This is a genomic window from Pseudomonas sp. zjy_15, from assembly GCF_043101865.1.
GTDB lineage: Bacteria > Pseudomonadota > Gammaproteobacteria > Pseudomonadales > Pseudomonadaceae > Aquipseudomonas > Aquipseudomonas putida_Y.
The window spans coordinates 142,259-167,944 of the sequence record NZ_JBICII010000100.1; the positions used below are offsets into that span (position 1 = coordinate 142,259).

The following is a 25,686-nucleotide window of genomic DNA, read 5'->3' on the forward strand; positions in this document are numbered from 1 at the left end:
CACCCCTGCCTTTGCTGCGGCCCATTTCGGCCCTGTGTTAATCTATTTCGCCTCGTACATGCGACGTTCCGCCGCAGGCATTTCAAACGTCGTCGCCCGCTCTCACTGGAAAAAGGCAAGCCTATGCAGCGGCTGTATCGCAAGCGCATCGTTCTCGGCGTGGGTGGCGGCATTGCCGCCTACAAAAGCGCCGAGCTGATTCGCCGTCTCCTGGAGCACGGCGCGCAGGTGCGCGTCGTCATGACCCGGGGTGGTGCAGAATTCATCACCCCGCTGACCCTGCAGGCACTGTCGGGCCACCCGGTACACATGGACCTGCTCGACCCGGCCGCCGAAGCTGCCATGGGCCATATCGAACTGGCCAAGTGGGCAGACCTGGTGCTGATCGCCCCAGCCACCGCCGACCTCATGGCACGCATGGCCCAGGGCATGGCAGACGACCTGCTGACCACGCTGGTGCTGGCCACTGACGCCACCGTCGCCGTGGCGCCGGCGATGAACCAGGCCATGTGGCGTGACCCGGCCACCCAGGCCAACCTCGAGCAGCTCAAGAGCCGTGGCATTCAGGTGTTCGGCCCGGCATCCGGCAGCCAGGCCTGTGGTGACGTCGGCCTGGGGCGCATGCTCGAAGCCACCGACCTGGCCTGGTGCGCCGCAGAAAGCTTCAAACGCCAGGCTCTGACCGGCAAGCACGTGCTGATCACCGCCGGGCCGACCCAGGAAAACATCGACCCGGTGCGCTACATCACCAATCATAGCTCCGGCAAGATGGGCTTCGCCTTGGCCGAAGCGGCCGCCGAAGCAGGAGCTCGGGTTACCCTCGTCACGGGCCCTGTGCACTTGCCAACCCCTGACCGGGTCAGCCGTATCGACGTCGTCAGCGCGCGAGACATGCTCGCGGCCTGTGAAGCGGCCATGCCGTGCGACCTGTTCATCGCCTCGGCAGCGGTTGCGGACTACCGCCCCGAAGTGGTTGCCACACAAAAACTGAAGAAAGATCCTACGACCGGCGACGGCATGCTGCTGCAGATGGTGCGTAATCCCGATATCCTTGCCACCATTGCTGGCCGCGCCGACCGCCCGTTCAGCGTCGGCTTTGCCGCCGAAACCGAACACTTGCTCGATTACGCCACGCGCAAGCTCAAGGACAAGAACCTCGACTTGATCGTCGCCAATGATGTGGCCAACCCCAGCATCGGCTTCAACAGCGAAGAAAACGCCTTGACCGTGATCGACCGCCAGCAGCACCAGACCCTCTTCGCGCAGACCAGCAAGGGCAAGATCGCCCGGCAACTGGTCGCCTTCATCGCCGAACGGCTCAACCAGGTTCAATAAGTTACATGCACGCTCTTCAAGCCAAGATCCTCGACCCACGCCTGGGTAGCGAATTCCCGCTACCCGCGTACGCCACCCCCGGCTCCGCCGGCCTCGACCTGCGCGCCCTGCTCAAGGAAGACACCGTCCTCGAGCCAGGCCAGACCATTCTGATTCCTACCGGCCTGTCGATCTACATCGGCGACCCAGGCCTGGCGGCAGTCATCCTGCCACGCTCGGGCTTGGGCCATAAGCACGGCATCGTGCTGGGCAACCTGGTCGGCCTGATCGACTCGGACTACCAGGGCGAGCTGATGGTGTCGTGCTGGAACCGCGGAAACACGCCGTTCACCATCGCGGTTGGCGAGCGCATCGCCCAGCTGGTGCTGGTACCGGTGGTGCAGGCTCACTTCGACATCGTCGAAGCGTTCGACGAAAGCCAGCGTGGCGCTGGCGGCTTCGGTCACTCCGGCAGCCACTGAGCCGGCAGATGACCGTTCAGGCCAAGGATGGCGAACTCTCTGGCGAAACCACCGTCCAAGCGTTCAGTTTGCGCCTGCCCAGAAAGCCTTTGACTAATGGAGCTTCCAGAGATGAACGACATGGCCCACCTGGTCCCCGCCGCATTGCCCGACAGCATTTTCCGCGCCTATGACATACGTGGTGTGGTCGGCAAGACCCTTCACGCCGAAACCGCCTACTGGATCGGCCGTGCCATCGGCGCGCAAAGCCTGGCCCAGGGCGAACCGCAGGTATCGGTAGGGCGCGATGGCCGCCTGTCGGGCCCGATGCTGGTGGAACAACTGATCAAAGGCCTGGTCGATGCGGGCTGCCATGTCAGCGACGTCGGCCTGGTGCCCACTCCGGCGCTGTACTACGCCGCCAACGTGCTGGCCGGCAAGTCTGGTGTGATGCTGACCGGCAGCCATAACCCGTCGGACTACAACGGTTTCAAGATCGTCATCGCCGGTGACACCCTGGCCAACGAACAGATCCAGGCCCTGCTGACCCGCCTGAAAACCAACGACCTGACGCTGGCCCAGGGCCGCGTGGAAAAGGTCGAGATCCTCGACCGCTACTTCCAGCAGATCGTCGGCGACGTGAAGCTGGCGAAAAAGCTCAAGGTGGTGGTGGACTGCGGCAACGGCGCCGCCGGTGTGATTGCACCGCAATTGATCGAAGCCCTGGGCTGCGAAGTGATCCCGCTGTTCTGCGAGGTCGACGGCAACTTCCCCAATCACCACCCGGACCCGGGCAAGCCAGAGAACCTCGAAGACCTGATCGCCAAGGTCAAGGAAACCGGTGCCGACATCGGCCTGGCATTCGACGGTGACGGCGACCGCGTCGGCGTGGTGACCAACACCGGCAGCATCGTCTACCCCGACCGCCTGCTGATGCTGTTTGCCCAGGATGTGCTGTCGCGCAACCCGGGCGCCGAGATCATCTTCGACGTCAAATGCACCCGCCGCCTGACCCCGCTGATCGAACAGCACGGTGGCCGCGCCTTGATGTGGAAAACCGGCCATTCGCTGATCAAGAAAAAGATGAAGCAGACCGGTTCGCTGCTGGCAGGCGAGATGAGCGGTCACATCTTCATCAAGGAACGCTGGTACGGTTTTGACGACGGCATCTACAGCGCCGCGCGCCTGCTGGAGATCCTCAGCAAGACCGAGCAGAGCGCCGAAAACCTGTTCGCCGCCTTCCCGAACGATATTTCCACGCCGGAAATCAATATTGATGTGACCGACGAGGGTAAATTCAGCATCATTGATGCACTGCAACGCGACGCCGACTGGGGCGAAGCCAGCCTGACCACCATCGACGGTGTGCGGGTCGACTACGCCAATGGTTGGGGCCTGGTTCGCGCCTCCAACACCACCCCGGTGCTGGTGCTGCGTTTCGAGGCCGACAGCGACGCCGAATTGCAACGTATCAAGGATGTTTTCCGCACCCAGTTGCTGCGGGTAGAGCCTGAGCTGCAACTGCCGTTCTGACCGACTATCTGTTCCTTACAGGAGCCCTGCATGACCCTCGATCGCGATGCCGCTTCCCATGTAGCCGAGGTATTGTCCGAAGCACTGCCTTACATCCGCCGCTTTGTCGGCAAGACCCTGGTGATCAAGTACGGCGGCAACGCGATGGAGAGCGAGGAGCTCAAGACGGGCTTCGCCCGTGACATCGTGCTGATGAAGGCTGTGGGCATCAACCCGGTGGTGGTCCACGGCGGTGGCCCGCAGATCGGTGACCTGCTCAAGCGCCTGTCGATCGAAAGCCACTTCATCGACGGCATGCGCGTCACCGATTCGGCGACCATGGACGTTGTCGAGATGGTGCTGGGCGGCCAGGTCAACAAGGACATCGTCAACCTGATCAACCGCCACGGCGGCAGCGCCATCGGCCTGACCGGCAAGGACGCGGAGCTGATTCGCGCCCGCAAGCTGACTGTCAGCCGCCAGACGCCTGAGATGACCACTCCGGAAATCATCGACATCGGCCACGTGGGCGAAGTGGTAAGCGTGAACACCGACCTGCTGAGCATGCTGGTGAAGGGCGATTTCATTCCGGTGATCGCGCCGATCGGCGTAGGCGCCAACGGTGAGTCGTACAACATCAACGCCGACCTGGTGGCGGGCAAGGTGGCCGAGGCGCTGCAAGCCGAGAAGCTGATGCTGCTGACCAACATCGCCGGCCTGATGGACAAGCAGGGCCAGGTGCTGACTGGCCTGACCACCGAGCAGGTCAACGAACTGATCGCTGACGGCACCATCTATGGCGGCATGCTGCCGAAGATCAAGTGCGCGCTGGATGCGGTGCAGGGCGGCGTGAACAGCTCGCACATCATCGATGGCCGCGTGCCGAATGCGGTGCTGCTGGAGATTTTCACCGACAGCGGTGTGGGCACCCTGATTACCAATCGCAAGCCGCGCTGATTGATCGGTTAGCCTGCACTGGCCTCTTCGCGGGTAAACCCGCTCCTACAAAGGGAATCGCCGACCTCGAGTCTGGCGCTGCCCCATGTAGGAGCGGGTTTACCCGCGAAAGGGCCAGATCAGGCGGCACAAAAAAAGGCGACCCTCTGAAGAAGGTCGCCTTTTTCATTCCTGGGCCAGGATCAGATCCCGTACTGCGCCCGGTAGGCCTCGACAGCCGGCAGGTGCTGCTTCAACTGTGGATCGTCAGCCAGGAACTCCAGCACCTGGGTCAGCGAAACAATGCTGACCACCGGGATACCGAAGTCGCGTTCCACTTCCTGGATCGCCGACAGTTCGCCATTGCCGCGCTCTTCACGGTTCAGCGCGATCAGTACACCAGCGGCCTTGGCCTGCTGGGCGTTGATAATCTGCATGACCTCACGAATGGCGGTACCGGCAGTAATCACGTCGTCGATGATCAGCACGTCACCGGCCAGCGGCGCGCCGACCAGGCTGCCACCTTCGCCATGGTCCTTGGCTTCCTTGCGGTTGAAGCACCATGGCACGTCCAGCTGATGCTGGTCGGCAAGGGCCACGGCGGTAGTCGCCGCCAAAGGGATACCCTTGTAGGCCGGGCCGAACAGCACATCGAACGGGATCTTGCTGTCGACGATGGCGGCGGCGTAGCAACGCCCCAGCTCAGCCAGTGCGGAGCCGGTGTTGAACAAGCCGGCATTGAAGAAATACGGGCTGGTACGCCCCGATTTCAGGGTGAATTCACCGAAACGCAGTACCCCGCGATCGATGGCAAAACGGATAAAGTCGCGCTGATACGGCTGCATGAATAGTCCCGGACACCACGGATTTAGCTAAATGGGTTGAGCTCGGGTATCATACACGCACGAGATTTTTGGGGCCATTTATGCGGATCATCAGTGTGAACGTAAATGGCATTCAGGCTGCGGCCGAGCGTGGTTTGCTCAGCTGGCTGCAAGCCCAGAATGCCGACGTCATCTGCCTTCAGGATACCCGCGCCTCGGCCTTTGAACTCGACGACCCAGCTTTCCAGCTCGATGGCTATTTCCTTTATGCCTGCGACGCGGAAGTGCCTGCCCAAGGTGGTGTGGCCCTTTACTCGCGCATGCAGCCCAAGGCAGTCATCACCGGCCTGGGCTTCGAGACAGCCGACCGCTACGGGCGTTACCTGCAAGCAGATTTCGACAAAGTCAGTATTGCCAGCCTGCTGCTGCCTTCGGGCATGAACGGCGACGAAGACTTGAACCAGAAATTCAAGTTGATGGACGACTTCGCCAAGTACCTGGACAAGCAGCGTCGCAAGCGTCGCGAATACATCTATTGCGGCTCGTTCTACGTGGCGCAGCAGAAGCTCGACATCAAGAACTGGCGTGACAGCCAGCAGTCGCCGGGCTTCCTGGCGCCAGAACGCGCCTGGATGGATGCGATCACTGGCGAGATGGGGTATGTCGATGCCTTGCGCGAAGTCAGCCGTGAAGGCGACCAGTACAGCTGGTGGCCGGACAACGAGCAGGCCGAGATGCTCAACCTGGGGTATCGGTTCGACTACCAGATCCTCACCCCGGGCCTGCGCCGCTTCGTGCGCAACGCCCGCCTGCCGCGTCAGCCACGCTTCTCCCAGCATGCGCCGCTGATCGTCGACTATGACTGGACGCTGACCATCTAAAAGGCCATTGGGGCTGCATTGCAGCCCCAATGGTTATTTGATCGGCCGCCAGATCATCGGGTAGCGATAAGGCTTGCCCTCATTCGCCCGCACCGCCGCAATGATAATCAGGATCATCACGGCCACTGCGAGCATGGCAAACAGCACCAGCCCGATGACCACGAACATCAGCAGGAAGCAGATGAGCCCGGCAATGGTCACGCTGATCTGAAAGTTCAGCGCCTCTTTGCCCTGGGCGTCGATAAAAGGGTCTTGCTCGCGCTTGAGGTGCCATAGCACCAGCGGGCCCAGCAGGTGGCCAAGCGGCACTACCAGGCCCAGAAGCGCGGAGAGGTGGCAGAGCATCGCCCATTGCCGCACTTCGGCATTGGGCGGGGTGACCGACAGGTTCGAATCGCTCATGCCCCGCACCTCCTGGGCTGGCTTCAGTCAGCCAGTGCCGCCTGCTGCAGCTCGAAAATCTCGTCCATGCCCTTCTGCGCCAGAGCGAGCATGGCGTTGAAATCTTCCGGCTGGAACGGTGCACCTTCGGCAGTACCCTGCACTTCGATGAAGCCACCGGCGCTGGTCATGACCACATTCAGGTCGGTTTCGGCTGCGGAGTCTTCCAGGTAGTCGAGGTCCAGCACCGCTTCGCCCTGGTACATGCCGACAGATACGGCTGCGATCATGTGCTTGAGCGGGTTGCCGCCCTTGAGGCCGCCGCGCTTCTTGATCACTGCCAAAGCGTCGCACAAGGCGACCATGGCGCCGGTAATGGACGCGGTGCGGGTACCGCCATCGGCCTGGATCACGTCGCAATCGACGTACAGGGTGATGTCACCGAGCTTGCTCATGTCCAGCGCGGCGCGCAGCGAACGGCCGATCAGGCGCTGGATTTCCAGGGTGCGGCCACCCTGCTTGCCACGGCTGGCTTCGCGTTGGTTACGTTCGCCGGTGGAGCGCGGCAGCATGCCATACTCGGCGGTCAGCCAGCCTTGGCCCTGGCCTTTGAGGAAGCGCGGTACACCGTTTTCAACGCTGACCGTGCAGATGACCTTGGTGTCACCGAACTCGACCAGTACCGACCCTTCGGCGTGCTTGGTGTAGTTGCGGGTGATGCGGATCGAGCGGAGCTGATCGGCGGCGCGACCACTTGGACGTTTCATCTGGGATACCTGTACTGGGACTTTGAATCTGCCGAGCATTATAGAGCCCGTAGCCCAGGGAAGACATGCCTATTGTCGCGCCCGGCACAGCCCGTCGCCTTTTCCTACCCCAGTAGCCACCCGTCGGTAACATAGGTGGATTGGGCGCCACGGCGACACTGCGCTACAATCCTGCGCCTTGCAGCCGAGAGGCTCCCACCGTTCATTCATCTACGCGAGGTACTCCCATGGTGCACAGCATGACCGCTTTTGCTCGTGTCGAGCGCGCCGGCAGCCAAGGCACCCTGGTCTGGGAGCTGCGTTCGGTCAACCACCGTTACCTGGAGCCGCATTTGCGTCTGCCTGAGGCCCTGCGCGACCTCGAAGGCGGCGTACGTGAAGGCCTGCGCCAGGGCCTGTCACGCGGCAAGGTGGAATGCACCTTGCGCCTCAACGAAGACAGCAACGGCAAACCGCTGAAGGTGGACCATGAGCGCGCCGCGCAACTGGTTGCCGCCGCCGAGGAAGTGGCCGGCCTGATCAAGCAGCCGGCCCCCCTGAACCCGCTGGAAGTGTTGTCATGGCCAGGCGTACTGGTGGCCGACACCAGCGACCCACAGGCACTGAATGCCGAAGCCATGGCGCTGTTCGACGAAGCGCTGGCCGAACTCAAGGCCGGGCGCCAGCGCGAAGGCCTGGAGCTGGCCCGGCTGATCAACGAACGCCTGGACAACATGGCCAGCGAAGTCACTACCCTGCGCGCCCTGGTGCCGCAGATGCTGGCGGCGCAGCGGCAGAAGATTCTCGACCGCTTCGGCGACATGCAAGCCGAGCTCGACCCGCAGCGCCTGGAGCAGGAGATGGTCCTGCTGGCCCAGAAAAGCGACGTGGCAGAGGAGCTCGACCGCCTCAGCACCCACGTCACTGAAGTACGCCGAGTGCTCAAGGGTGGTGGGGCCGCTGGCCGGCGCCTGGACTTCCTGATGCAGGAACTCAACCGCGAGGCCAACACCCTCGGCTCCAAGGCCTTCGACCCGCGCAGCACGCAAGCGGCGGTCAACCTGAAGGTATTGATCGAACAGATGCGTGAACAAGTACAGAACATCGAGTAAGGCCACCCCGACCATGAACCACAGCAGCGGCACCCTCTACATCGTTTCGGCCCCTTCGGGCGCCGGCAAGACCAGCCTGGTCACCGCCCTGACCAAGGACGACCAGCAGATCCGCGTCTCGGTCTCGCACACCACCCGCGCCATGCGCCCGGGCGAACAGCACGGGGTGAACTATCACTTCGTCGTCCATGAGGAATTCAAGGCGCTGATCGCGCAAGGTGACTTTCTGGAGCATGCCGAAGTGTTCGGCAACTTCTACGGTACTTCGCGCAGCGCGCTGCAGCAGACCCTGGACCAGGGCTACGACCTGATCCTGGAAATCGACTGGCAAGGTGCCCAGCAAGTGCGCAAGCTGATGCCACAGGCGCTGTCGGTGTTCATCCTGCCGCCAAGCCAGGAGGCGCTTCGCCAGCGCCTGGACGGACGCGGGCAGGACAGCGAAGAGATCATCGCCGGGCGCATGAAGGAAGCGGTCAGCGAGATGGTGCACTATGACGAGTATGACTACGTGATCATCAACAATGATTTCGACGTGGCGCTGGAAGATTTGAAAGCAGTGTTCCGCTCGAATCGGCTGCTGCTGAAGAAGCAACAGCAGCGCCATGCGGCGCTGCTGAAGCAAATGATCGGCTAAAGATCGATGGGGCTGCATTGCAGCCCTTCGCGGGCACGCCCGCTCCCACGGGTTAATCACTGCCTTGAGGCTTGTGCCGTACCTGTGGGAGCGGGCGTGCCCGCGAAGGGCCGCAAAGCGGCCCCAATGATTTATTCCTGCAGAGGCAAGGTAGCCTGCTGGCGCAGGGTAGCCCCGAGGAAGTACGCCGGCGCACGCATGCGCGACAGGATCATCAGCCCGATACCCAGCACCGAGATGATCGCAGCAATCACGAACACCAGCCCCACCCCACCCACATGCGAGCCGCTGCCGAAGTCCGGCGAGGCACTGTCGATGGCGGTACGCACGAAGATCACCGACAAGATCACCCCGCCCACCAGCGGGCACAGGCCGCGCATGATGAAGTGGCGCAGGCTGTCGAACAGGCTGTCGCGGAAATACCAGACGCAGGCAAACGCGGTCAGCGAATAGTAGAAGCAGATCATCATGCCCAGTGCAGTGATGGTATCTGCCAGTACGTTCTCGCTCAGCGTACGCATGGTCACGTAGAACAGGCCTGCGGCCACGCCGGCGCAGATGGTGGCATAGCGTGGCGTTTGCGAGCGCGGGCAGACGCTGGCGAACTTCTGTGGTACCGCACCGTAATAACCCATGGCCAACAAGGTGCGCGCCGGCGCCACGAAGGTGGACTGCAGCGACGCCGCCGTACTGGCCAGCACGGCGATGGACATCAGGATCGCCAGCGGCCCCATGACCGGGCCGGCCAGGTGGGCAAAGACGTTCTCCTGGATGCGCGGGTTGTTCAGGCCCAGGCCCGTTTCGCTGATACCGGCAAACTGCAGGGTGGCGATGGCGGTGAACAGGTACAGGCCGAGGATCAACATCACTGTCCAGGTGGCGGCCTTGCCCGGCACCTCTTCACTGCCCACCGACTCTTCACTGACGGTCAGGCATGTGTCCCAGCCCCAGAAGATGAAGATCGACAGTGACAGGCCAGCGGCAAAGGCCGAGAACGACTCGACACCGAACGGGTTGAACCAGGCGAAATCGAACGCCAGCGGTGGAGGCGCGGTGGTGCCGCCGAAAGCGGCGAAAGCAAAGCCGACCAACACCAGCAACTGCAGTGCCACCAAGCCGTACTGCACAGTCATGGTGGTGGCGATACCCCGACAACAGATCCACACTGCCAGGCCAATGAACACGCAACAGGTAATGATGTTGATCAACAGGTTGTCGGCCAATGCTGCCAATTCGTGCTTGCCGGTGATCTGCCCAAGGAACAGGTAGAAGAAGTCCACCGCGACCCCTGCCAGGTTCGACAACACGATCGTGGTGGCAACCACCAGTCCCCAGCCGCCGATCCAGCCGATCATCGGGCCGAATGCACGCGCCGACCAGGTAAACGAAGTACCGCTGTCCGGCTCCGCCGAGTTCAGCTCGCGATAGCCCAGGGCCACCAGCAGCATCGGCAGGAAGCCTACGATGAACACGGCAGGCAGGTGGGCACCCACCTCACGCACGGTAGGGCCAAGGGCGCCGGTCAGGGTATAGACCGGGGCGATGGTGGAAATGCCCAGCACCACGCTGGCCAACAGGCCCAAGCGGCCCTTGGCCAGGCCTTTGCTGCGCTGAGTGTTGCCCGCGTCGGCCGCCACATCGGGTGGGCGACCGGCTTCTGTGTAATTGCTCATGAGTATTTGCCGTAGATTTTGGAATTGTTTTCACAAGCCTTGAGTGCAAGGCTCGCTTTCACTCATTGAAATTTTGCTATCGGGGACGAGTCATCCGAGACCTTCGGCTGACGTCAGAATCATTCCTGCCGTAAGCCCTCCCGTACTGCGTAGGCAATGCAGGCCTCGCGAAACGCCTGAAACAGACGCAGCGAGACCGGGTTTTCGTTGAAGCGCCATTCCGGATGCCACTGCACGCCGAGCACAAAGCCCGGCGCCGCCGGCATGGACACCGCCTCGATCAGGCCATCCGGGGCCCGCGCCTCAACGCGCAGGCCAGGGGCCAGACGGTCGATGCCCTGACTGTGCAGCGAATTGACCTCGAACTGCGCCGCCAGGCCCAAGCGCTCGAACAACCCGCCAGGCTCGATACTGACCGAGTGGCGAGGGCTGTATTGCACCTCCAGGGGGGCGTCCTCAGGTTCGCGGTGGTCAAGGTAGCCAGGCAGTTCCTGCACACGCTGGTGCAGGCTGCCGCCAAGGGCTACGTTCAGTTCCTGGTAGCCACGGCAGATGCAGAATACGGGCACACCGGCGGCAATGGCTGCCTGCAGCAGCGGCAGGGTCAGGCGATCACGCGCCAGATCATGCCGGGTACCCGACACACTGGGGGCGCCATTGTAATGATGCGGCTCGATATTTGAAGGCGAGCCGGTAAAAACAATGCCGTGCAGGCTGGCCAGCAGCGCATGCGAGTCGCTGCCACCATCACGGGCCGGCAAGATCAGCGGCAAGCCGGCAAAGCCGGCCGCCTCGACATATTTGTCGCCGACCGTGTGCGATGAGTTCTTCCCTACCTGCTGGCGGCAGGCGCTGACACCGATCAAAGGGACCGCATTTGCGCTCATGGGCTTACACCGTGTGCAGGTACCAGTTGTACTCGAGGTCGGAAATCGACACTTCGAACTCGGCCAGTTCGCTTTCCTTGCAGGCCACGAAGATATCGATGTAGTCCGGGCTGATGTATTGGTTGAGGACTTCGCTGTCATCCAGCGCGCGCAGGGCATCGCGCAGATTGTTCGGCAGGCTTTGCTCCAACTGTTCGTAGGAGTTGCCTTCGATCGGCGCCTCGGGCTCGACCTTGTTGGTCAGGCCGTGGTGAACCCCGGCAAGAATCGCTGCGAGCATCAGATACGGGTTGGCATCGGCGCCAGCTACACGGTGTTCAAGGCGCACATTGTCGCTGCTGTCGGTGGGCACACGTACGGCCACGGTGCGGTTGTCCAGCCCCCAGCTCGGCGCATTGGGCACATAGAACTGCGCACCGAAGCGGCGGTACGAGTTGATGTTAGGGCAAAGGAAGGCCATCGACGCCGGCATGGTTTCCAGCACGCCACCGATGGCGTGGCGCAGCGTATCGCTTTGCAGCGGATCGTCACTGGCGAAGATGTTCTTGCCGGTTTTCTTGTCCAGCAATGAAATGTGCACATGCAGGCCGTTGCCTGCCTGGCCCGGGTAGGGCTTGGCCATGAAGGTGGTGTCCATTTCATGGTCGTAGGCGATGTTCTTGATCAGGCGCTTGAGCAGGATCGCATAGTCGCAGGCCTTCAGCGGATCGGCCACATGGTGCAAGTTGACCTCGAACTGCGCTGGTGCGCTTTCCTTGACGATGGCGTCGGCGGGCAGGCCCTGTTCCTTGGCCGCTTCGAGCATGTCCTGCAAGCAGTCGGCGTACTCGTCGAGGTCATCGATCAGGTACACCTGGGTCGAATGCGGGCGCTTGCCGGAAATCGGCGAGCGCGGTGGCTGCGGGCGACCGTTGAGGTTGTCCTGGTCGATCAGGTAGAACTCCAGCTCGAACGCGGCGCAGATAGTCAGGCCCAGTTCGTCGAACTTGCTCACCACCTGACGCAGCACTTCACGCGGGTCGGCGAAGAACGGCTGGCCATCCAGTTCGTGCATGGTCATCAGCAGCTGGGCGGTGGGGCGCTTCTGCCACGGCTCGTCCGACAACGTGCCGGGGATCGGGAAGCAGATGCGGTCGGCGTCGCCGATGTCCAGGCCAAGGCCGGTGCTTTCGACAGTGGAGCCGTTTATATCAAGGGCGAACAGCGATGCGGGCAGGTTGATGCCCTTCTCGTACACCTTGTGCAGGCTGGCCCGCTCGATGCGCTTGCCACGCACCACGCCGTTCATGTCGGAGATCAGCAGGTCTACGTACTGCGTGTCCGGATGGGCCTGGAGGAAGTCATTCATCTCGCTGGAAGAACTGGCGCACGGGGTTACCGACGTCATGGTGTACATCCTTTGATGTGCTGCGGCGATGTGGGATACGGCTGGCGCCTCACGGGCGACGATGGTTGCAGCTGTTGTTGTTTTCACTTTCCCATCGTGGGGACTGGTTACCCGACCGGGCGCATTGATTCCGGGGGGCCGTTTCACTATAAAATGGCTCAGACGCAACAGACATTGGCAATTTGGCAAGCAGAGCGTGCATCAATGCAATATCAGATTACCCACGCCGACCTCTCTCTGGTCCTGGCACTGGAACGTGGCCGCTCGCTGGCCAAAGCCGCCGAACTGCTCAAAGTCGACGTTTCGACCGTGTTCCGCTCGATCCGCCGATTGGAGTCGGCGCTGGGCACCGCCTTGTTCGTCAAGAGCCGAAAGGGCTATCTGCCGACTGACACCGCCCAGGCCTTGGCAGAGCAGGCCGAACGTGCCGAGCAGGCGCTGGAAGCGGCGCGCATTGCCATGACCAGTGGCGAGCAGGTGGTCAGCGGCACGGTGCGCCTGACCTGCACCGAGGCGGTGATGCACAGCCTGTTGCTGCCGGCACTGGCCGAGTTCATGCCCAACTACCCGGCCTTGTCGCTGGAAATGGGTACCTCCAACACCTTCGCCAACCTCAGCCGGCGCGACGCCGACATTGCCCTGCGCCTGACCAACACGCCACCGGAGCACCTGGTGGGCCGCAACCTGGGCTCTACCTCCTATGTACTCTGCGGTCAGCCACAGTGGCGCGAGCGCCTGAGCGAGTCGCCCGCCAGCGTGCCATGGATCGCACCTGACGACTCGATGCAGGACCACCCTACGGTGGTCTGGCGCAACCAGCAGCACCCGGGCCTGAGCCCGCGCTACCAGTGCAGCAGCATGTCGACCATTGCCCAGTTGGTCACGGCCGGCCTGGGCGTGGCAGCACTGCCAGACTACATGGTGCATGCGCTGCCCGGGGTGGATGCACTGAGCGGCCCCCTGCCCGGCTGCGACACCCAGTTGTGGCTGCTGACCCGGCCGGATTGTCGGGCGTTGCGCTCGGTGCAGACCTTGTTCGAAGAGCTGACCCCGCGGTTGCGTGACGCGATGCTCTGAGGTTATCGTCGGGACAAAGCGTCGAGGGTGTCTGTTGCGACCCTTTCGCGGGTAAACCCGCTCCTACGAGGTAAGTGGTACCTGTAGGAGCGGGTTTACCCGCGAAGAAGCCGACGCGGGCCTGAAGGTACCACCCGGCAAAACAGCGCTTCCCTATTGGCTGGTGAATTTTTATACTATCGAGTCCGCCTGCCCACTAATGGGCTGCACGCCCACCGCAATTGCTACTGAGGAAGACCATGGCCCGCGTAACTGTTGAAGACTGCCTGGAACACGTGGATAACCGCTTTGAGCTGGTCATGCTCTCGACCAAGCGCGCTCGCCAACTGGCGACCGGCGGCAAAGAGCCACGCGTTGCGTGGGAAAACGACAAGCCAACCGTTGTTGCCCTGCGTGAAATTGCCGAAGGCATCGTCACCAACGAGTTCATCGCCGCTGAAGAGATCGTCACCGAGGATCCGGTGTTCGCCGCGTTCGAGGACGAGAACAACGAGGCTGTCTGATTGATGCCAGGTCGACGTCGTACGGCGCAAGGCCCTCTTCCTCGGCAGGAGGTGAACCCATGCCGGGTATAGAAGCCTTGGCCGAACGGCTTTCGACCTATCTTGGCCCCGAACAGGTCAACCTGGTCCGGCGTGCCTATTTCTACGCCGAACAGGCCCACGATGGGCAACGCCGCCGCAGCGGCGAGCCCTACGTGACCCACCCGCTGGCCGTGGCCAGCATCCTCGCCGACATGCACATGGACCATCAGAGCCTGATGGCGGCCATGTTGCACGATGTGATCGAAGACACCGGCATCGCCAAGGAAGCCCTCAGCCAGCAGTTTGGCGAGACCGTGGCCGAACTGGTCGATGGGGTCAGCAAGCTGACCCAGATGAATTTCGAGACCAAGGCCGAGGCGCAGGCGGAAAACTTCCAGAAAATGGCCATGGCCATGGCCCGCGATATCCGCGTGATCCTGGTCAAGCTGGCGGACCGCCTGCACAACATGCGCACACTGGAAGTGCTGTCTGGCGAAAAACGCCGGCGCATCGCCAAGGAAACCCTCGAAATCTACGCCCCCATCGCCAACCGCCTGGGGATGCACAATGTGCGGGTGGAGTTCGAAGACCTTGGCTTCAAGGCCATGCACCCGATGCGCTCGTCGCTGATTCACCGTGCAGTGAAGAGCGCACGCGGCAACCGCAAAGAGATCGTCGCCAAGATCGAACACTCGCTGGCCAACTGCCTGGCCGCCGACGGCATCGAGGGCGAGGTCAGCGGTCGACAGAAACACCTCTATGGCATCTACAAGAAGATGCGCGGCAAGCGCCGTGCCTTCAACGAGATCATGGACGTGTATGCCTTCCGCATCATCGTCGACAAGGTGGATACCTGCTACCGCGTGCTCGGCGCCGTGCACAACCTCTACAAGCCGCTGCCCGGACGCTTCAAGGATTACATCGCGATCCCCAAGGCCAACGGCTACCAGTCGTTGCACACTACCCTGTTCGGCATGCACGGCGTGCCCATCGAAATCCAGATCCGCACCCGCGAAATGGAAGAGATGGCCAACAACGGCATCGCTGCACACTGGCTGTACAAGTCCAACGACGACGAGCAGCCCAAGGGCAGCCACGCGCGTGCCCGCCAGTGGGTCAAGGGCATCCTCGAACTGCAGCAACGTGCCGGCAACTCGCTGGAATTCATCGAGAGCGTGAAGATCGACCTGTTCCCGGACGAGGTCTACGTATTCACCCCCAAAGGCCGGATCATGGAGTTGCCCAAAGGCTCCACGGCCGTCGATTTCGCCTATGCGGTGCACACCGACGTTGGTAACAGCTGTATCGCGTGCCGCATCAACCGCCGCCTGGCGCCACTGTCCGAACCGCTACAAAGCGGCTCGACAGTAGAAATCGTCAGCGCCCCGGGCGCTCGGCCAAACCCGGCCTGGCTCAACTTTGTGGTCTCCGGCAAGGCGCGCACGAATATCCGCCACGCGCTCAAGCAACAGCGCCGCTCGGAGTCCATCAGCCTGGGCGAGCGCCTGCTGAACAAGGTGCTCACAGGCTTCGACAGCAGCCTGGAGAAAATCCCTCAGGAACGTGTCCAGTCTATTCTCGCCGAATACCGCCTGGAGCTGATAGAAGACCTGCTCGAAGACATCGGCCTGGGCAACCGCATGGCCTACGTGGTCGCGCGCCGCCTGCTGTCGGCCGAAGGCGAACAGCTGCCGGCGCCAGAAGGCCCGCTGGCGATCCGCGGTACCGAAGGCCTGGTGCTGAGCTACGCCAAGTGCTGCACGCCGATCCCGGGTGACCCGATTGTCGGCCACCTGTCGGCCGGCAAGGGCATGGTCGTGCACCTGGAGAACTGCCGCAACATCAGTGAAATCCGCCACAACCCCGAAAAGTGCGTGCAGCTCTCCTGGGCCAAGGACATCACTGGCGAGTTCAATGTCGAACTGCGTGTTGAACTGGAACACCAGCGCGGGCTGATCGCCCTGCTGGCCAGCAGCGTCAACGCCGCCGACGGCAACATCGAAAAGATCAGCATGGACGAACGCGACGGCCGTATCAGCGTGGTCCAACTGGTGGTCAGCGTGCACGACCGCGTGCACCTGGCGCGTGTGATCAAGAAGCTGCGTACCCTGACCGGTGTGGTCCGCATCACCCGCATGCGTACGTAGTCCGCCAACCGCAAGGAGTCATCATGAGCAAAACCGTCATCAACAGCGACAAGGCCCCTGCCGCCATCGGCACCTACTCGCAGGCGATCAAGGCCGGCAACACCGTGTACATGTCGGGCCAAATCCCTCTGGACCCGAAGACCATGGAACTGGTCGAAGGCTTCGAAGCCCAGACCGTGCAGGTGTTCGAGAACCTCAAGGCCGTGGCTGAAGCCGCTGGCGGTTCGTTCAAGGACATCGTGAAACTGAACATCTTCCTCACCGACCTGAGCCACTTCGCCAAGGTAAACGAGGTGATGGGCCGCTACTTCGAACAGCCCTACCCAGCCCGCGCTGCCATCGGCGTTGCCGCGCTGCCGAAAGGCTCTCAGGTCGAAATGGACGCCATCCTGGTCATCGAATGATGCCCGGGTGACGGGCCCTGCCCGTCACCCTTCTTACTCCGCAAGGTTACCCCGTCATGCGTCAAGCACTGCCCTTCGCGCTGGCAGCCCTGCTACTGGGCGGCTGCACCAGCCACAAACCCGAAGACTTCAACGGCATCTGGATCAACCAGGAAGCCATCACTGCGGCGGTCAAAGCCGGTAGCCTGCGCCAGGCCCTGAATGAGCATGGCCCAGTGTTCGAGTGGAAGCTCGACGTGGCCAATCAGCAAGCCAGCTATAGCAATGGTTTCGAGGCCGCTGACGGCCAGCTGAGCGCCAGTGACAAGCAATGGCAGGCCCGCTTCCAAGGCGGCCAGACCGAGCAGCTTTCGCTCGATGGCGACGAGCTGCTGGCCGTCGACCAGAACGGCGCCAAGCAAACCTTCGTGCGCGCCAAGGCGTCGGTGTCAGCCAACGCACCACTTGGCAGCAGCTTCGAGAAGGCGCTGTACCAGGCCTACCTGGGTGGTAACTGGAAGATCGTCGAAGGCCAAGGCAAAGGTGCCAGCGTGCGCTTCAGCGACACCGGCAACGTCACCGGCCTACCCGGGCCGGACCGCTTCGCCCTGTGCCTGGCGGGTGATTGTGCGACCATGGGTGGCAGCAATGACAGCCTGTGGCTGGAGCGCAACCAGCGCGGTGCACCGTTCATCATCAAGCGCGATGGCGACAAGCTGGAGATTTTCCAGGCAGTGAACCGTGCGCAGCCGGATGAAATGCCGGAGCTGGCAGCCGGCAAGCGTCAGTGGACGCTGGAGCGCACCTGAGATGATGCGCGCCCCCTGTAGGAGCGGGTTTACCCGCGAAGAAGACACCGCGGTGGATGGCACGGGCTTCGCCCGTGTTCGCGGGCAAGCCCGCTCCCACAGGGATCGCGCCAGCTTTTAGAAATTGAGCAAGACAGTTGCTCCCACAAGGCATCGCGCCAGTTGCCAGCTAGGCTTTTCCTGCCAGGATCGCGGCGTAGCCTTCCTTGTAGCTCGGATATACCGGCGCCCAACCCAGCGCCCGCGCCCGGGCATTACTGCAGCGCTTGCTGCCGGTACGCCGTACCCGTTGCTCATCGGACCACTCGGTAACCCCCATATACGCCCGCAGCCAGGCCACCACATCGGCCAGCGGCGCCGGGTCATCGTCGACACCGATGTAGCAATCATCCACTGCCTTGCCATCAGCATCGGCCTGCAGCAGAAACGCCAGCAGGCTGGCGGCATCTTCGGCATGAATGCGGTTGCCATACAGCGGCGGCTCCTCGGCCACGCGGTAACCCTGACGCACCTGGCTCAGCAACCACTCGCGCCCCGGGCCATAGATACCGGTCAGGCGGACCACGCTCGCCGGGATGCCGCTGCCCAATGCCAACCGTTCAGCCTCCAGCATCACCCGCCCGGAATAGCCCTCAGGCTCGGTGGCAGCGCCCTCCTCTATCCACTCGCCGCCCTTCTGCGCATACACGCTGCTGCTGGAGACGAACAACAGCCGGCGCGGGCGTTGGCCACGTTCGGCCAACCAGGCCAACACATGGCGCAAACCATCGACATAGGCTGCCTGGTAACCCGCCTCATCGTGCTGGCTGGCTGCCACGCAGTACACCAGGTAGTCCAGCGCGCCCTGTGGCCAGGCCTGCGGTATCGACGGTTCGGCCAAGTCTGCAGCAACCGGCTGAACCCCAGAGGGCAGCTGATCAACAGAACGGCGCAGGCCGCTCACCTTCCAACCTTTAGCCAACATCTGCCTGGCCAGACGCCCACCCACATCACCACAACCCACCACCATCACGGAAAGGTCTGACATCTCTAAACTCCCCTAGACCAATTGATCAGCCTGGCCACGCTACACGATGGGCGGCTAGACCATAGGCGAAAAAAGCTACAATATTACTTTTGTTAACAAGAATTACTTGCAATAATGGCCGCCAATTTGTTCTCGGCCTGCATCGAGGCCTTGGAGAACGTTCACTTTTTCTTCATCAGGTCCGGCCAGCATGACACGTACTCAATCTTCCGCTTCGCCAACCCCGTCGCGCGCCTGGCGCGCCATCGCCGCGCTGACACTTAGCCTGGTGCTGGCCCCGGTGGCCATGGCCGATGAGCCAACCACCAACGCCGCCACACCTGCTGCTGCCACTGCTCCGGCCGCACCCGCTGCTGCCCCAGCCGATGCGCCGGCGCCTGATGCCACTGCCACCAACCCGGCAGATGCACCGGCCGCGGCAGACCCGAGCGTTCAAGCCCTGGTCGAAGACACCTCGCTGGGCATGGCCCATGACCTGTCGCCATGGGGCATGTACAAGAACGCCGACATCGTGGTGAAGATCGTCATGATCGGCCTGGCCATCGCCTCCATCATCACCTGGACCATCTGGATTGCCAAAGGCTTCGAGCTGATGGGCGCCAAGCGCCGCCTGCGTGGCGAAATCGCCCAGCTGAAGAAGTCCACCACCCTCAAAGAAGCCAGCGAAGTCTCCAACAAGGCAGGCACCCTGGCCCATACCCTGGTCCATGATGCCCTCGAAGAGATGCGTCTTTCGGCGAACGCTCGCGAAAAAGAAGGCATCAAGGAACGCGTCAGTTTCCGTCTGGAGCGCCTGGTGCATGCCAGCGGCCGTACCATGAGCAGCGGCACCGGCGTCCTCGCCACCATCGGCTCCACCGCGCCGTTCGTCGGTCTGTTCGGTACCGTATGGGGCATCATGAACAGCTTCATCGGCATCGCCAAGACCCAGACCACCAACCTGGCCGTAGTTGCCCCAGGTATCGCCGAAGCGCTGCTGGCCACTGCTCTGGGCCTGGTCGCGGCAATCCCGGCCGTGGTCATCTACAACGTCTTCGCCCGCTCCATTGCCGGTTACAAGGCGCAGGTGTCCGATGCCTCCGCCCAGGTACTGCTGCTGGTCAGCCGTGATCTGGACCACCAGGGCAGCGAGCGCGCCGCCCCGCACATGGTGAAAGTGGGGTAAGCCATGGGCCTGCATCTCAACGAAGGTGGCGACGACCTCGCCGAAAACCACGAAATCAACGTTACGCCGTTCATCGACGTGATGCTGGTGCTGCTGATCATCTTCATGGTCGCCGCCCCCTTGGCAACGGTCGACATCAAGGTCGACCTGCCGGCCTCAACCGCCAAACCAGCGCCAAGGCCCGAGAAACCGGTGTTCGTCAGCGTCAAGGCCGACCAGAAGTTGTATGTCGGCGACGATCTGGTTGCTGCACCCGACCAGCTTGGCCCGATGCTCGACGCCAAGACCAAGGGTGACAAGGAAACCACCATCTTCTTCCAGGCTGACAAAGGCGTGGATTACGGCGACCTGATGGAAGTGATGAACAACATGCGCGCGGCCGGCTACCTGAAAGTCGGTCTGGTAGGTCTCGAGACGGCAGCCAAGAAATGATGAAAACGCGCTCTAACATGGCGCGCTACGGTGGCAGCCTGGCGATCGTGCTGGGCGTGCACGTGGTCGCCGTGCTGCTGACGCTCAACTGGTCGGTGCCCCAGGCCATCGAGCTGCCCCCGGCAGCGATGATGGTCGAACTGGCACCGTTGCCGGAGCCTGCGCCACCACCACCCCCAAAGGCAGCTCCGCAGCCACCGGCCCCGGTCGAGGAACCGCCGATGCCGAAGCTGGCAGAAGCGCCCAAGCCCAAGATTGCCATCCCCAAGCCGCCCAAGCCGAAGGCCAAGCCCCAGCCGCCCAAGCCCGAGAAAAAGCCTGAGCCGCCGAAGGAAGCCCCCCCCACCGAGCAAACGGTGGATGCGCCGCCCAGCAACACGCCACCGCAGAAGTCCGCGGCACCGGCACCGAGCATTGCGTCCAACAGCAACGCCCTGCCAACCTGGCAGAGCGACCTGCTGCGCCACCTGGCCAAGTACAAGCGCTACCCGGAAGACGCGCGCCGTCGCGGCTTGCAAGGTATGAACCGCCTGCGCTTCGTGGTCGACGCCGAAGGCAAGGTCGTGTCGTACTCCATGGCCGGTGGTTCAGGCAGTGCTTCACTGGATCGGGCGACCTTGGAAATGATCCGTCGGGCCGGCACGGTACCCAAGCCGCCACCCGAGTTGCTGAACAATGGCACGATTGAAGTCGTGGCACCGTTCGTCTACTCACTGGACCGCCGCTGAGACTTTTGTTTCTGTCACAATTCGGCAAGTCTGATAACGTGCGTCTATCGATTGCAGCCGCTATGCTGGGCCCGCAACTTCATGGACGCACGTTATGACCCTCACAGAATTACGCTACATCGTCACACTCGCCCAGGAACAGCACTTCGGCCATGCCGCCGAGCGTTGCCACGTGAGCCAACCAACCCTGTCGGTCGGTGTGAAGAAGCTCGAGGACGAGCTTGGCGTTCTGATCTTCGAGCGCAGCAAAAGCGCAGTACGTCTGACCCCGGTCGGCGAAAGCATCGTCGCCCAGGCGCAGAAGGTACTGGAGCAGGCCCAAGGCATTCGCGAGCTGGCCCAGGCCGGCAAGAATCAGCTGACCGCCCCGCTCAAGGTCGGCGCCATCTACACCGTCGGCCCCTATCTGTTCCCGCACCTGATCCCGCAGCTGCACCGCGTGGCGCCGCAAATGCCGCTGTACATCGAAGAAAACTTCACCCACGTACTGCGCGAAAAGCTGCGCAACGGCGAACTGGACGCGGTGATCATCGCCCTGCCGTTCAACGAAGCCGACGTGCTGACGCTACCGCTATACGACGAACCGTTCTGCGCCCTGATGCCTGCCGACCACCCATGGACGGCGAAGAAGACCATCGACACCGCCATGCTCAACGACAAGAGCCTGTTACTGCTCGGTGAAGGCCACTGTTTTCGCGACCAGGTACTGGAAGCCTGCCCGACCCTGAACAAGGGGGGTGAAGGCTCAAGGCATACCACGGTAGAGTCCAGCTCGCTGGAAACCATCCGTCACATGGTGGCTTCGGGCCTTGGCGTTTCGATCCTGCCGCTGTCGGCAGTGCACAGCCATCACTACGCCCCCGGCGTCATCGAAGTGCGCCCGCTGACGGCACCGGCACCGTTCCGCACGGTAGCCATCGCCTGGCGCGCCAGCTTCCCGCGGCCAAAGGCGATCGAGATCCTCGCCGATTCGATCCGCCTGTGCTCGGTCGCCAAAAACCCTGCGGAACAACCGGCCTGAGTCATGAGTGAGCTGTCGAAGGTCCCGGTCACAGTACTGAAAGGTGTGGGCGAGGCAATGGCGGAGAAACTCGCCAAGGTTGGCCTGGAAAACCTGCAGGACGTGTTGTTCCACCTGCCCCTGCGCTACCAGGACCGCACGCGCGTGGTGCCAATCGGCCAGCTGCGTCCGGGCCAGGATGCGGTTATCGAGGGAGTGGTCAGTGGTACCGATGTGACCATGGGCAAGCGCCGCAGCCTGGTGGTGCGCCTGGGCGACGGCAGCGGTGTGCTGACATTGCGTTTCTACCACTTCAGCAACGCGCAGAAGGAGGGCCTGAAGCGGGGCACCCACCTGCGCTGCTACGGAGAAGCCCGCCCCGGCGCTTCGGGCCTGGAAATCTACCACCCGGAGTACCGCGCGCTGAACGGCAGCGAGCCGCCGCCACCGGTGGAGCAGACTCTGACGCCGATCTACCCGTCCACCGAAGGCCTTACCCAGCAACGCCTGCGCCTGTTGTGCCAGCAGAGCCTTGCCCTGCTTGGCCCGCGCAGCCTGCCCGACTGGCTGCCTGACGAACTTGCCCGGGACTACCAGCTGGCACCCTTGGACGAAGCCATCCGCTACCTTCACAATCCGCCGGCCGATGCCGACCTCGACGAACTCGCCGAAGGCCAGCACTGGGCCCAGCACCGCCTGGCCTTCGAAGAGTTGCTGACCCATCAGCTGTCGCAACAACGCCTGCGCGAAAGCCTGCGCAGCCTGCGTGCGCCGGTACTGCCCAAGGCCACGCACCTGCAGGCGCAGTACCTGGCTAACCTGGGCTTCCAGCCGACCGGCGCGCAGCAACGGGTAGCCAACGAAATTGCCTACGACCTTAGCCAGCACGAACCGATGATGCGCCTGGTGCAGGGCGACGTGGGTGCCGGCAAGACCGTGGTCGCTGCACTGGCAGCGTTGCAGGCGCTGGAAGCTGGCTACCAGGTGGCATTGATGGCACCCACCGAGATCCTCGCCGAGCAGCACTACATTACCTTCAAGCGCTGGCTGGAACCGCTGGGCATCGAAGTCGCCTGGCTAGCCGGTAAACTCAAGGGCAAGGCCCGGGCCGCTTCCCTGGAGCAGATCGCCAACGGCGCCCCCATGGTGGTCGGCACCCACGCGCTGTTCCAGGAAGAGGTAAGGTTCAAGCACCTGGCCCTTGCGATCATCGACGAACAGCACAGGTTTGGCGTGCAGCAACGCCTGGCCCTACGCAAGAAGGGCGTGGCCGGCGAGCTGTGCCCACACCAGCTGATCATGACCGCCACGCCTATTCCGCGCACCCTGGCCATGAGCGCCTACGCCGACCTGGACACTTCGGTGCTCGACGAATTGCCGCCAGGGCGTACGCCTGTGAACACCGTGCTGGTGGCCGACAGCCGCCGCTTCGAAGTGGTCGAGCGGGTACGTGCCGCCTGCGCCGAGGGGCGCCAGGCCTATTGGGTATGCACGCTGATCGAAGAGTCCGAAGAACTCACCTGCCAGGCCGCCGAAAGCACCTACGAGGAGCTTGGCAGCGCGCTTGGCGAGCTGAGGGTAGGGTTGATCCACGGGCGCATGAAACCGGCAGAAAAAGCCGAGATCATGGCCGAGTTCAAGGCTGGCAACCTGCAGCTTCTGGTCGCCACCACGGTCATCGAGGTGGGCGTGGACGTGCCCAACGCCAGCCTGATGATCATCGAGAACCCCGAGCGCCTGGGCCTTGCACAGTTGCACCAGCTGCGTGGCCGGGTTGGTCGGGGCAGCGCCGTTAGCCATTGCGTACTGCTGTACCACCCACCGCTGTCGCAGATCGGCCGCGAGCGCTTGGGGATCATGCGCGAGACCAACGATGGCTTCATCATCGCCGAAAAAGACCTTGAACTGCGTGGCCCGGGCGAGATGCTTGGTACCCGCCAGACCGGTCTGCTGCAGTTCAAAGTCGCCGACCTGATGCGCGACGCCGACCTGCTGCCAGCCGTGCGCGACGCGGCCCAGGCCCTGGTATCACGCTGGCCGGAACACGTCAGCCCGCTGCTGGACCGCTGGCTGCGCCATGGCCAACAATATGGCCAAGTGTGACGCCAGTCCCAGAATGGATCCAGATTTGCTCGCAGGCTGGTTATACTTCGCGTTTAAAAGAAACAGTGGATACGGACCATGACTGAAGTTGCCCTGGACACCGCAACCCCACACGCCCCCTCTGTCATCAGGCTGCTGCTCGACAAGCTCGGCGTGCCCTACCGCCAGGTGGTCGAACACCCGTACCTGCCAGCGGCTTCGCGGGTGCAGGCTGTCCTTCTCGACGACGAGGTCGGCGCCCTCATGGTGCTGTTCCCGCAGAGCCACCTGCTGGACCTCAACCGCCTGGCCGAGCTGACCGGGCGCAAGCTGACCGCCGTGTCGGTACCGCGCCTGAAGCAGATGCTCGACAAGCACCACCTCAAGGCGCTGCCGGGCATCCCGGCGCTGACCAGCTCGCCATGTCAGTACGAAAAGGCCCTGCTCGACGCCGAAACGGTCTTTATCCAGTCCGGCGAAGCCGGCCTGTTGCTGGAAATCGAACGCGCACACTTCAAGCGCATGCTGGCCAAGGCCAGCGCCAGCAGCTTCGGCCAGCAAGTCGAAGCCATCAGCCCCAACCTCGACCGCCCCGATGACGACACCCGGGAAATCACCAATGCGGTCCAGGCCTTCACTGCCCGACGCATTCAGAAGCGCCTGGAAGAAACCATCGAAATCCCACCGCTCGCCGACAGCGCGCAGAAGATCATCAAGCTGCGGGTAGATCCCAACGCCAGCATCGACGACATCACCGGCGTGGTCGAAACCGACCCGGCGCTGGCGGCACAGGTGGTGAGCTGGGCTGCATCGCCCTACTATGGTTCGCCGGGCAAGATCCGCTCGGTTGAAGACGCCATCGTGCGTGTGCTGGGTTTCGACCTTGTGATCAACCTGGCCTTGGGCCTGGCGCTAGGCAAGACCTTGAGCCTGCCCAAGGACCACCCGCAGCAGGCCACGCCCTACTGGCAACAGTCGATCTACACCGCTGCGATCATCGAAGGCCTGACCCGCGCCATGCCTCGCGCAGAACGCCCCGAGGCCGGGCTGACCTACCTGGCCGGGCTACTGCACAACTTCGGCTACCTGCTGCTGGCGCACGTGTTCCCGCCGCACTTCTCGCTGATTTGCCGCCACCTTGAGGTCAACCCGCATTTGAACCACACCTATGTGGAGCAACACTTGCTGGGCATCAGCCGTGAACAGATCGGTGCCTGGCTGATGAAGCTGTGGGACATGCCGGAAGAGCTGTCGACTGCCTTGCGCTTTCAGCACGATCCGGCCTACGACGGCGAATATTTCGCGTTCCCCAACCTGGTATGCCTGGCCACCCGCCTGCTGCGCTTGCAAGGTATAGGCTCAGGGCCGCAGGAAGAGATTCCTGACGAGCTGCTGGAACGCCTGAGCATTACCCGGGACAAGGCCGAGGATGTGGTGAACAAGGTGCTCGAAGCCGAGAACCTGTTGCGTGAGCTGGCTTCGCAGTTCCACGCACCGCATTAAGCATTAACGCATACCCTGTGGGAGCAACTGTCTTGCTCAATTTCTAAAAGCTGGCGCGATT

At 62.7% G+C, this 25,686-nt stretch carries 24 protein-coding genes and 1 pseudogene; 18 read left to right on the top strand and 7 right to left on the bottom strand.

What is annotated here, in order from left to right; genetic code table 11:
* Positions 1–123 precede the first annotated feature (123 nt).
* The 4 genes and pseudogenes from coaBC (at position 124) to argB (ending at position 4,244) form a co-directional block, all read left to right on the top strand.
* The gene (gene coaBC / locus ACF8EF_RS18765; protein ID WP_176682878.1) at positions 124–1,335 is read left to right on the top strand and encodes a bifunctional phosphopantothenoylcysteine decarboxylase/phosphopantothenate--cysteine ligase CoaBC; all 1,212 of its coding nucleotides are present in this window, start codon (positions 124–126) and stop codon (positions 1,333–1,335) included.
* A 5-nt stretch (positions 1,336–1,340) separates the two neighbouring features.
* Entirely contained in the window at positions 1,341–1,796 is a 456-nt protein-coding gene (gene dut, locus ACF8EF_RS18770) for a dUTP diphosphatase (protein ID WP_176682879.1), read from the top strand.
* 144 nt (positions 1,797–1,940) lie between these two features.
* A pseudogene (locus ACF8EF_RS18775) lies at positions 1,941–3,308 on the top strand (phosphomannomutase/phosphoglucomutase); the annotation flags it as partial.
* A gap of 30 nt (positions 3,309–3,338) precedes the next feature.
* A complete protein-coding gene (gene argB / locus ACF8EF_RS18780; protein ID WP_176682881.1) occupies positions 3,339–4,244 on the top strand; it encodes an acetylglutamate kinase in 906 nt (301 codons plus the stop codon).
* Between the two features lie 182 nt (positions 4,245–4,426).
* On the opposite strand, the gene pyrE is transcribed toward argB, so the two are convergent.
* Positions 4,427–5,068, bottom strand: coding sequence for an orotate phosphoribosyltransferase (gene pyrE / locus ACF8EF_RS18785; RefSeq protein ID WP_003253405.1), 642 nt, complete (start codon positions 5,066–5,068; stop codon positions 4,427–4,429).
* Between the two features lie 80 nt (positions 5,069–5,148).
* On the opposite strand from pyrE, the gene ACF8EF_RS18790 reads away from it, so the two are divergent.
* On the top strand, positions 5,149–5,928 hold the full coding sequence (locus ACF8EF_RS18790; RefSeq protein WP_003253401.1) for an exodeoxyribonuclease III: 780 nt from the start codon (positions 5,149–5,151) through the stop codon (positions 5,926–5,928).
* A gap of 33 nt (positions 5,929–5,961) precedes the next feature.
* On the opposite strand, the gene ACF8EF_RS18795 is transcribed toward ACF8EF_RS18790, so the two are convergent.
* Complete coding sequence (locus tag ACF8EF_RS18795; protein WP_176682882.1) at positions 5,962–6,330, bottom strand: DUF4870 domain-containing protein; 369 nt, start codon at positions 6,328–6,330, stop codon at positions 5,962–5,964.
* A 23-nt stretch (positions 6,331–6,353) separates the two neighbouring features.
* The gene (gene rph, locus ACF8EF_RS18800) at positions 6,354–7,076 is read right to left on the bottom strand and encodes a ribonuclease PH (protein ID WP_176682883.1); all 723 of its coding nucleotides are present in this window, start codon (positions 7,074–7,076) and stop codon (positions 6,354–6,356) included.
* 227 nt (positions 7,077–7,303) lie between these two features.
* Between rph and ACF8EF_RS18805 the strand changes: the two genes are divergently transcribed.
* Together ACF8EF_RS18805 and gmk are read left to right on the top strand one after the other, a co-directional pair.
* Positions 7,304–8,167 carry a YicC/YloC family endoribonuclease gene (locus ACF8EF_RS18805; RefSeq protein ID WP_176682884.1) on the top strand — a complete coding sequence of 288 codons (864 nt, stop codon included), beginning with the start codon at positions 7,304–7,306 and terminating at the stop codon, positions 8,165–8,167.
* Between the two features lie 13 nt (positions 8,168–8,180).
* Positions 8,181–8,801, top strand: a complete 621-nt coding sequence (gmk, locus tag ACF8EF_RS18810; protein WP_176682885.1) for a guanylate kinase — start codon at positions 8,181–8,183, stop codon at positions 8,799–8,801.
* A 131-nt stretch (positions 8,802–8,932) separates the two neighbouring features.
* Here the strand turns inward: gmk and ACF8EF_RS18815 are convergent, their stop codons facing one another.
* The 3 genes from ACF8EF_RS18815 to ACF8EF_RS18825 form a co-directional block, all read right to left on the bottom strand.
* Positions 8,933–10,474, bottom strand: coding sequence for an APC family permease (locus tag ACF8EF_RS18815; protein WP_392461489.1), 1,542 nt, complete (start codon positions 10,472–10,474; stop codon positions 8,933–8,935).
* Between the two features lie 119 nt (positions 10,475–10,593).
* A complete protein-coding gene (locus ACF8EF_RS18820) occupies positions 10,594–11,361 on the bottom strand; it encodes a gamma-glutamyl-gamma-aminobutyrate hydrolase family protein (protein ID WP_176682887.1) in 768 nt (255 codons plus the stop codon).
* A 4-nt stretch (positions 11,362–11,365) separates the two neighbouring features.
* Positions 11,366–12,748 (bottom strand): glutamine synthetase family protein, encoded by a 1,383-nt coding sequence (locus ACF8EF_RS18825; protein ID WP_176682888.1) that lies wholly within the window; start codon positions 12,746–12,748, stop codon positions 11,366–11,368.
* Positions 12,749–12,952: 204 nt separating this feature from the next.
* Between ACF8EF_RS18825 and ACF8EF_RS18830 the strand changes: the two genes are divergently transcribed.
* From ACF8EF_RS18830 to ACF8EF_RS18850, 5 genes are all read left to right on the top strand, one after another.
* Positions 12,953–13,825 (top strand): LysR family transcriptional regulator, encoded by an 873-nt coding sequence (locus ACF8EF_RS18830; RefSeq protein WP_176682889.1) that lies wholly within the window; start codon positions 12,953–12,955, stop codon positions 13,823–13,825.
* A 239-nt stretch (positions 13,826–14,064) separates the two neighbouring features.
* The gene (rpoZ, locus tag ACF8EF_RS18835; protein ID WP_003253383.1) at positions 14,065–14,328 is read left to right on the top strand and encodes a DNA-directed RNA polymerase subunit omega; all 264 of its coding nucleotides are present in this window, start codon (positions 14,065–14,067) and stop codon (positions 14,326–14,328) included.
* 59 nt (positions 14,329–14,387) lie between these two features.
* Complete coding sequence (gene spoT / locus ACF8EF_RS18840; RefSeq protein ID WP_392461488.1) at positions 14,388–16,496, top strand: bifunctional GTP diphosphokinase/guanosine-3',5'-bis pyrophosphate 3'-pyrophosphohydrolase; 2,109 nt, start codon at positions 14,388–14,390, stop codon at positions 16,494–16,496.
* A 23-nt stretch (positions 16,497–16,519) separates the two neighbouring features.
* Complete coding sequence (locus ACF8EF_RS18845; RefSeq protein WP_003253379.1) at positions 16,520–16,900, top strand: RidA family protein; 381 nt, start codon at positions 16,520–16,522, stop codon at positions 16,898–16,900.
* A gap of 56 nt (positions 16,901–16,956) precedes the next feature.
* On the top strand, positions 16,957–17,688 hold the full coding sequence (locus ACF8EF_RS18850; RefSeq protein ID WP_176682891.1) for a hypothetical protein: 732 nt from the start codon (positions 16,957–16,959) through the stop codon (positions 17,686–17,688).
* Positions 17,689–17,857: 169 nt separating this feature from the next.
* Here ACF8EF_RS18850 and ACF8EF_RS18855 read toward each other — a convergent pair whose 3' ends face one another.
* A complete protein-coding gene (locus ACF8EF_RS18855; RefSeq protein ID WP_392461486.1) occupies positions 17,858–18,715 on the bottom strand; it encodes an SDR family oxidoreductase in 858 nt (285 codons plus the stop codon).
* Positions 18,716–18,905: 190 nt separating this feature from the next.
* On the opposite strand from ACF8EF_RS18855, the gene exbB reads away from it, so the two are divergent.
* The 6 genes from exbB to ACF8EF_RS18885 all read left to right on the top strand — a co-directional run bounded on the left by exbB (position 18,906) and on the right by ACF8EF_RS18885 (position 25,625).
* Positions 18,906–19,880 (top strand): tonB-system energizer ExbB, encoded by a 975-nt coding sequence (gene exbB, locus ACF8EF_RS18860; RefSeq protein ID WP_209969130.1) that lies wholly within the window; start codon positions 18,906–18,908, stop codon positions 19,878–19,880.
* A gap of 3 nt (positions 19,881–19,883) precedes the next feature.
* Entirely contained in the window at positions 19,884–20,312 is a 429-nt protein-coding gene (exbD, locus tag ACF8EF_RS18865; RefSeq protein WP_176682894.1) for a TonB system transport protein ExbD, read from the top strand.
* Complete coding sequence (locus ACF8EF_RS18870; protein ID WP_176682895.1) at positions 20,309–21,040, top strand: energy transducer TonB; 732 nt, start codon at positions 20,309–20,311, stop codon at positions 21,038–21,040. Before exbD ends, ACF8EF_RS18870 begins: the two co-directional genes overlap by 4 nt.
* A 94-nt stretch (positions 21,041–21,134) precedes the next feature.
* Positions 21,135–22,061 carry a hydrogen peroxide-inducible genes activator gene (locus ACF8EF_RS18875; RefSeq protein ID WP_012274839.1) on the top strand — a complete coding sequence of 309 codons (927 nt, stop codon included), beginning with the start codon at positions 21,135–21,137 and terminating at the stop codon, positions 22,059–22,061.
* Positions 22,062–22,064: 3 nt separating this feature from the next.
* Positions 22,065–24,143 carry an ATP-dependent DNA helicase RecG gene (gene recG / locus ACF8EF_RS18880; RefSeq protein ID WP_176682896.1) on the top strand — a complete coding sequence of 693 codons (2,079 nt, stop codon included), beginning with the start codon at positions 22,065–22,067 and terminating at the stop codon, positions 24,141–24,143.
* A 78-nt stretch (positions 24,144–24,221) separates the two neighbouring features.
* On the top strand, positions 24,222–25,625 hold the full coding sequence (locus ACF8EF_RS18885) for an HDOD domain-containing protein (RefSeq protein ID WP_392461485.1): 1,404 nt from the start codon (positions 24,222–24,224) through the stop codon (positions 25,623–25,625).
* Positions 25,626–25,686 lie beyond the last annotated feature (61 nt).

Excerpts from the sequence above, each read along its gene's own strand:
- spoT (WP_392461488.1), top strand. The coding sequence starts at position 14,388 with ATGCCGGGTATAGAAGCCTTGGCCGAACGGCTTTCGACCTATCTTGGC.
- dut (WP_176682879.1), top strand. The coding sequence starts at position 1,341 with ATGCACGCTCTTCAAGCCAAGATCCTCGACCCACGCCTGGGTAGCGAA.
- rpoZ (WP_003253383.1), top strand. The coding sequence starts at position 14,065 with ATGGCCCGCGTAACTGTTGAAGACTGCCTGGAACACGTGGATAACCGC.
- coaBC (WP_176682878.1), top strand. The coding sequence starts at position 124 with ATGCAGCGGCTGTATCGCAAGCGCATCGTTCTCGGCGTGGGTGGCGGC.
- recG (WP_176682896.1), top strand. The coding sequence starts at position 22,065 with ATGAGTGAGCTGTCGAAGGTCCCGGTCACAGTACTGAAAGGTGTGGGC.
- exbD (WP_176682894.1), top strand. The coding sequence starts at position 19,884 with ATGGGCCTGCATCTCAACGAAGGTGGCGACGACCTCGCCGAAAACCAC.
- ACF8EF_RS18790 (WP_003253401.1), top strand. The coding sequence starts at position 5,149 with ATGCGGATCATCAGTGTGAACGTAAATGGCATTCAGGCTGCGGCCGAG.
- ACF8EF_RS18845 (WP_003253379.1), top strand. The coding sequence starts at position 16,520 with ATGAGCAAAACCGTCATCAACAGCGACAAGGCCCCTGCCGCCATCGGC.
- rph (WP_176682883.1), bottom strand. The coding sequence starts at position 7,076 with ATGAAACGTCCAAGTGGTCGCGCCGCCGATCAGCTCCGCTCGATCCGC.
- ACF8EF_RS18825 (WP_176682888.1), bottom strand. The coding sequence starts at position 12,748 with ATGACGTCGGTAACCCCGTGCGCCAGTTCTTCCAGCGAGATGAATGAC.
- ACF8EF_RS18820 (WP_176682887.1), bottom strand. The coding sequence starts at position 11,361 with ATGAGCGCAAATGCGGTCCCTTTGATCGGTGTCAGCGCCTGCCGCCAG.
- ACF8EF_RS18830 (WP_176682889.1), top strand. The coding sequence starts at position 12,953 with ATGCAATATCAGATTACCCACGCCGACCTCTCTCTGGTCCTGGCACTG.
- exbB (WP_209969130.1), top strand. The coding sequence starts at position 18,906 with ATGACACGTACTCAATCTTCCGCTTCGCCAACCCCGTCGCGCGCCTGG.
- ACF8EF_RS18850 (WP_176682891.1), top strand. The coding sequence starts at position 16,957 with ATGCGTCAAGCACTGCCCTTCGCGCTGGCAGCCCTGCTACTGGGCGGC.
- ACF8EF_RS18815 (WP_392461489.1), bottom strand. The coding sequence starts at position 10,474 with ATGAGCAATTACACAGAAGCCGGTCGCCCACCCGATGTGGCGGCCGAC.
- ACF8EF_RS18855 (WP_392461486.1), bottom strand. The coding sequence starts at position 18,715 with ATGTCAGACCTTTCCGTGATGGTGGTGGGTTGTGGTGATGTGGGTGGG.
- pyrE (WP_003253405.1), bottom strand. The coding sequence starts at position 5,068 with ATGCAGCCGTATCAGCGCGACTTTATCCGTTTTGCCATCGATCGCGGG.
- ACF8EF_RS18795 (WP_176682882.1), bottom strand. The coding sequence starts at position 6,330 with ATGAGCGATTCGAACCTGTCGGTCACCCCGCCCAATGCCGAAGTGCGG.
- ACF8EF_RS18870 (WP_176682895.1), top strand. The coding sequence starts at position 20,309 with ATGATGAAAACGCGCTCTAACATGGCGCGCTACGGTGGCAGCCTGGCG.
- ACF8EF_RS18805 (WP_176682884.1), top strand. The coding sequence starts at position 7,304 with ATGGTGCACAGCATGACCGCTTTTGCTCGTGTCGAGCGCGCCGGCAGC.
- gmk (WP_176682885.1), top strand. The coding sequence starts at position 8,181 with ATGAACCACAGCAGCGGCACCCTCTACATCGTTTCGGCCCCTTCGGGC.
- argB (WP_176682881.1), top strand. The coding sequence starts at position 3,339 with ATGACCCTCGATCGCGATGCCGCTTCCCATGTAGCCGAGGTATTGTCC.
- ACF8EF_RS18875 (WP_012274839.1), top strand. The coding sequence starts at position 21,135 with ATGACCCTCACAGAATTACGCTACATCGTCACACTCGCCCAGGAACAG.
- ACF8EF_RS18885 (WP_392461485.1), top strand. The coding sequence starts at position 24,222 with ATGACTGAAGTTGCCCTGGACACCGCAACCCCACACGCCCCCTCTGTC.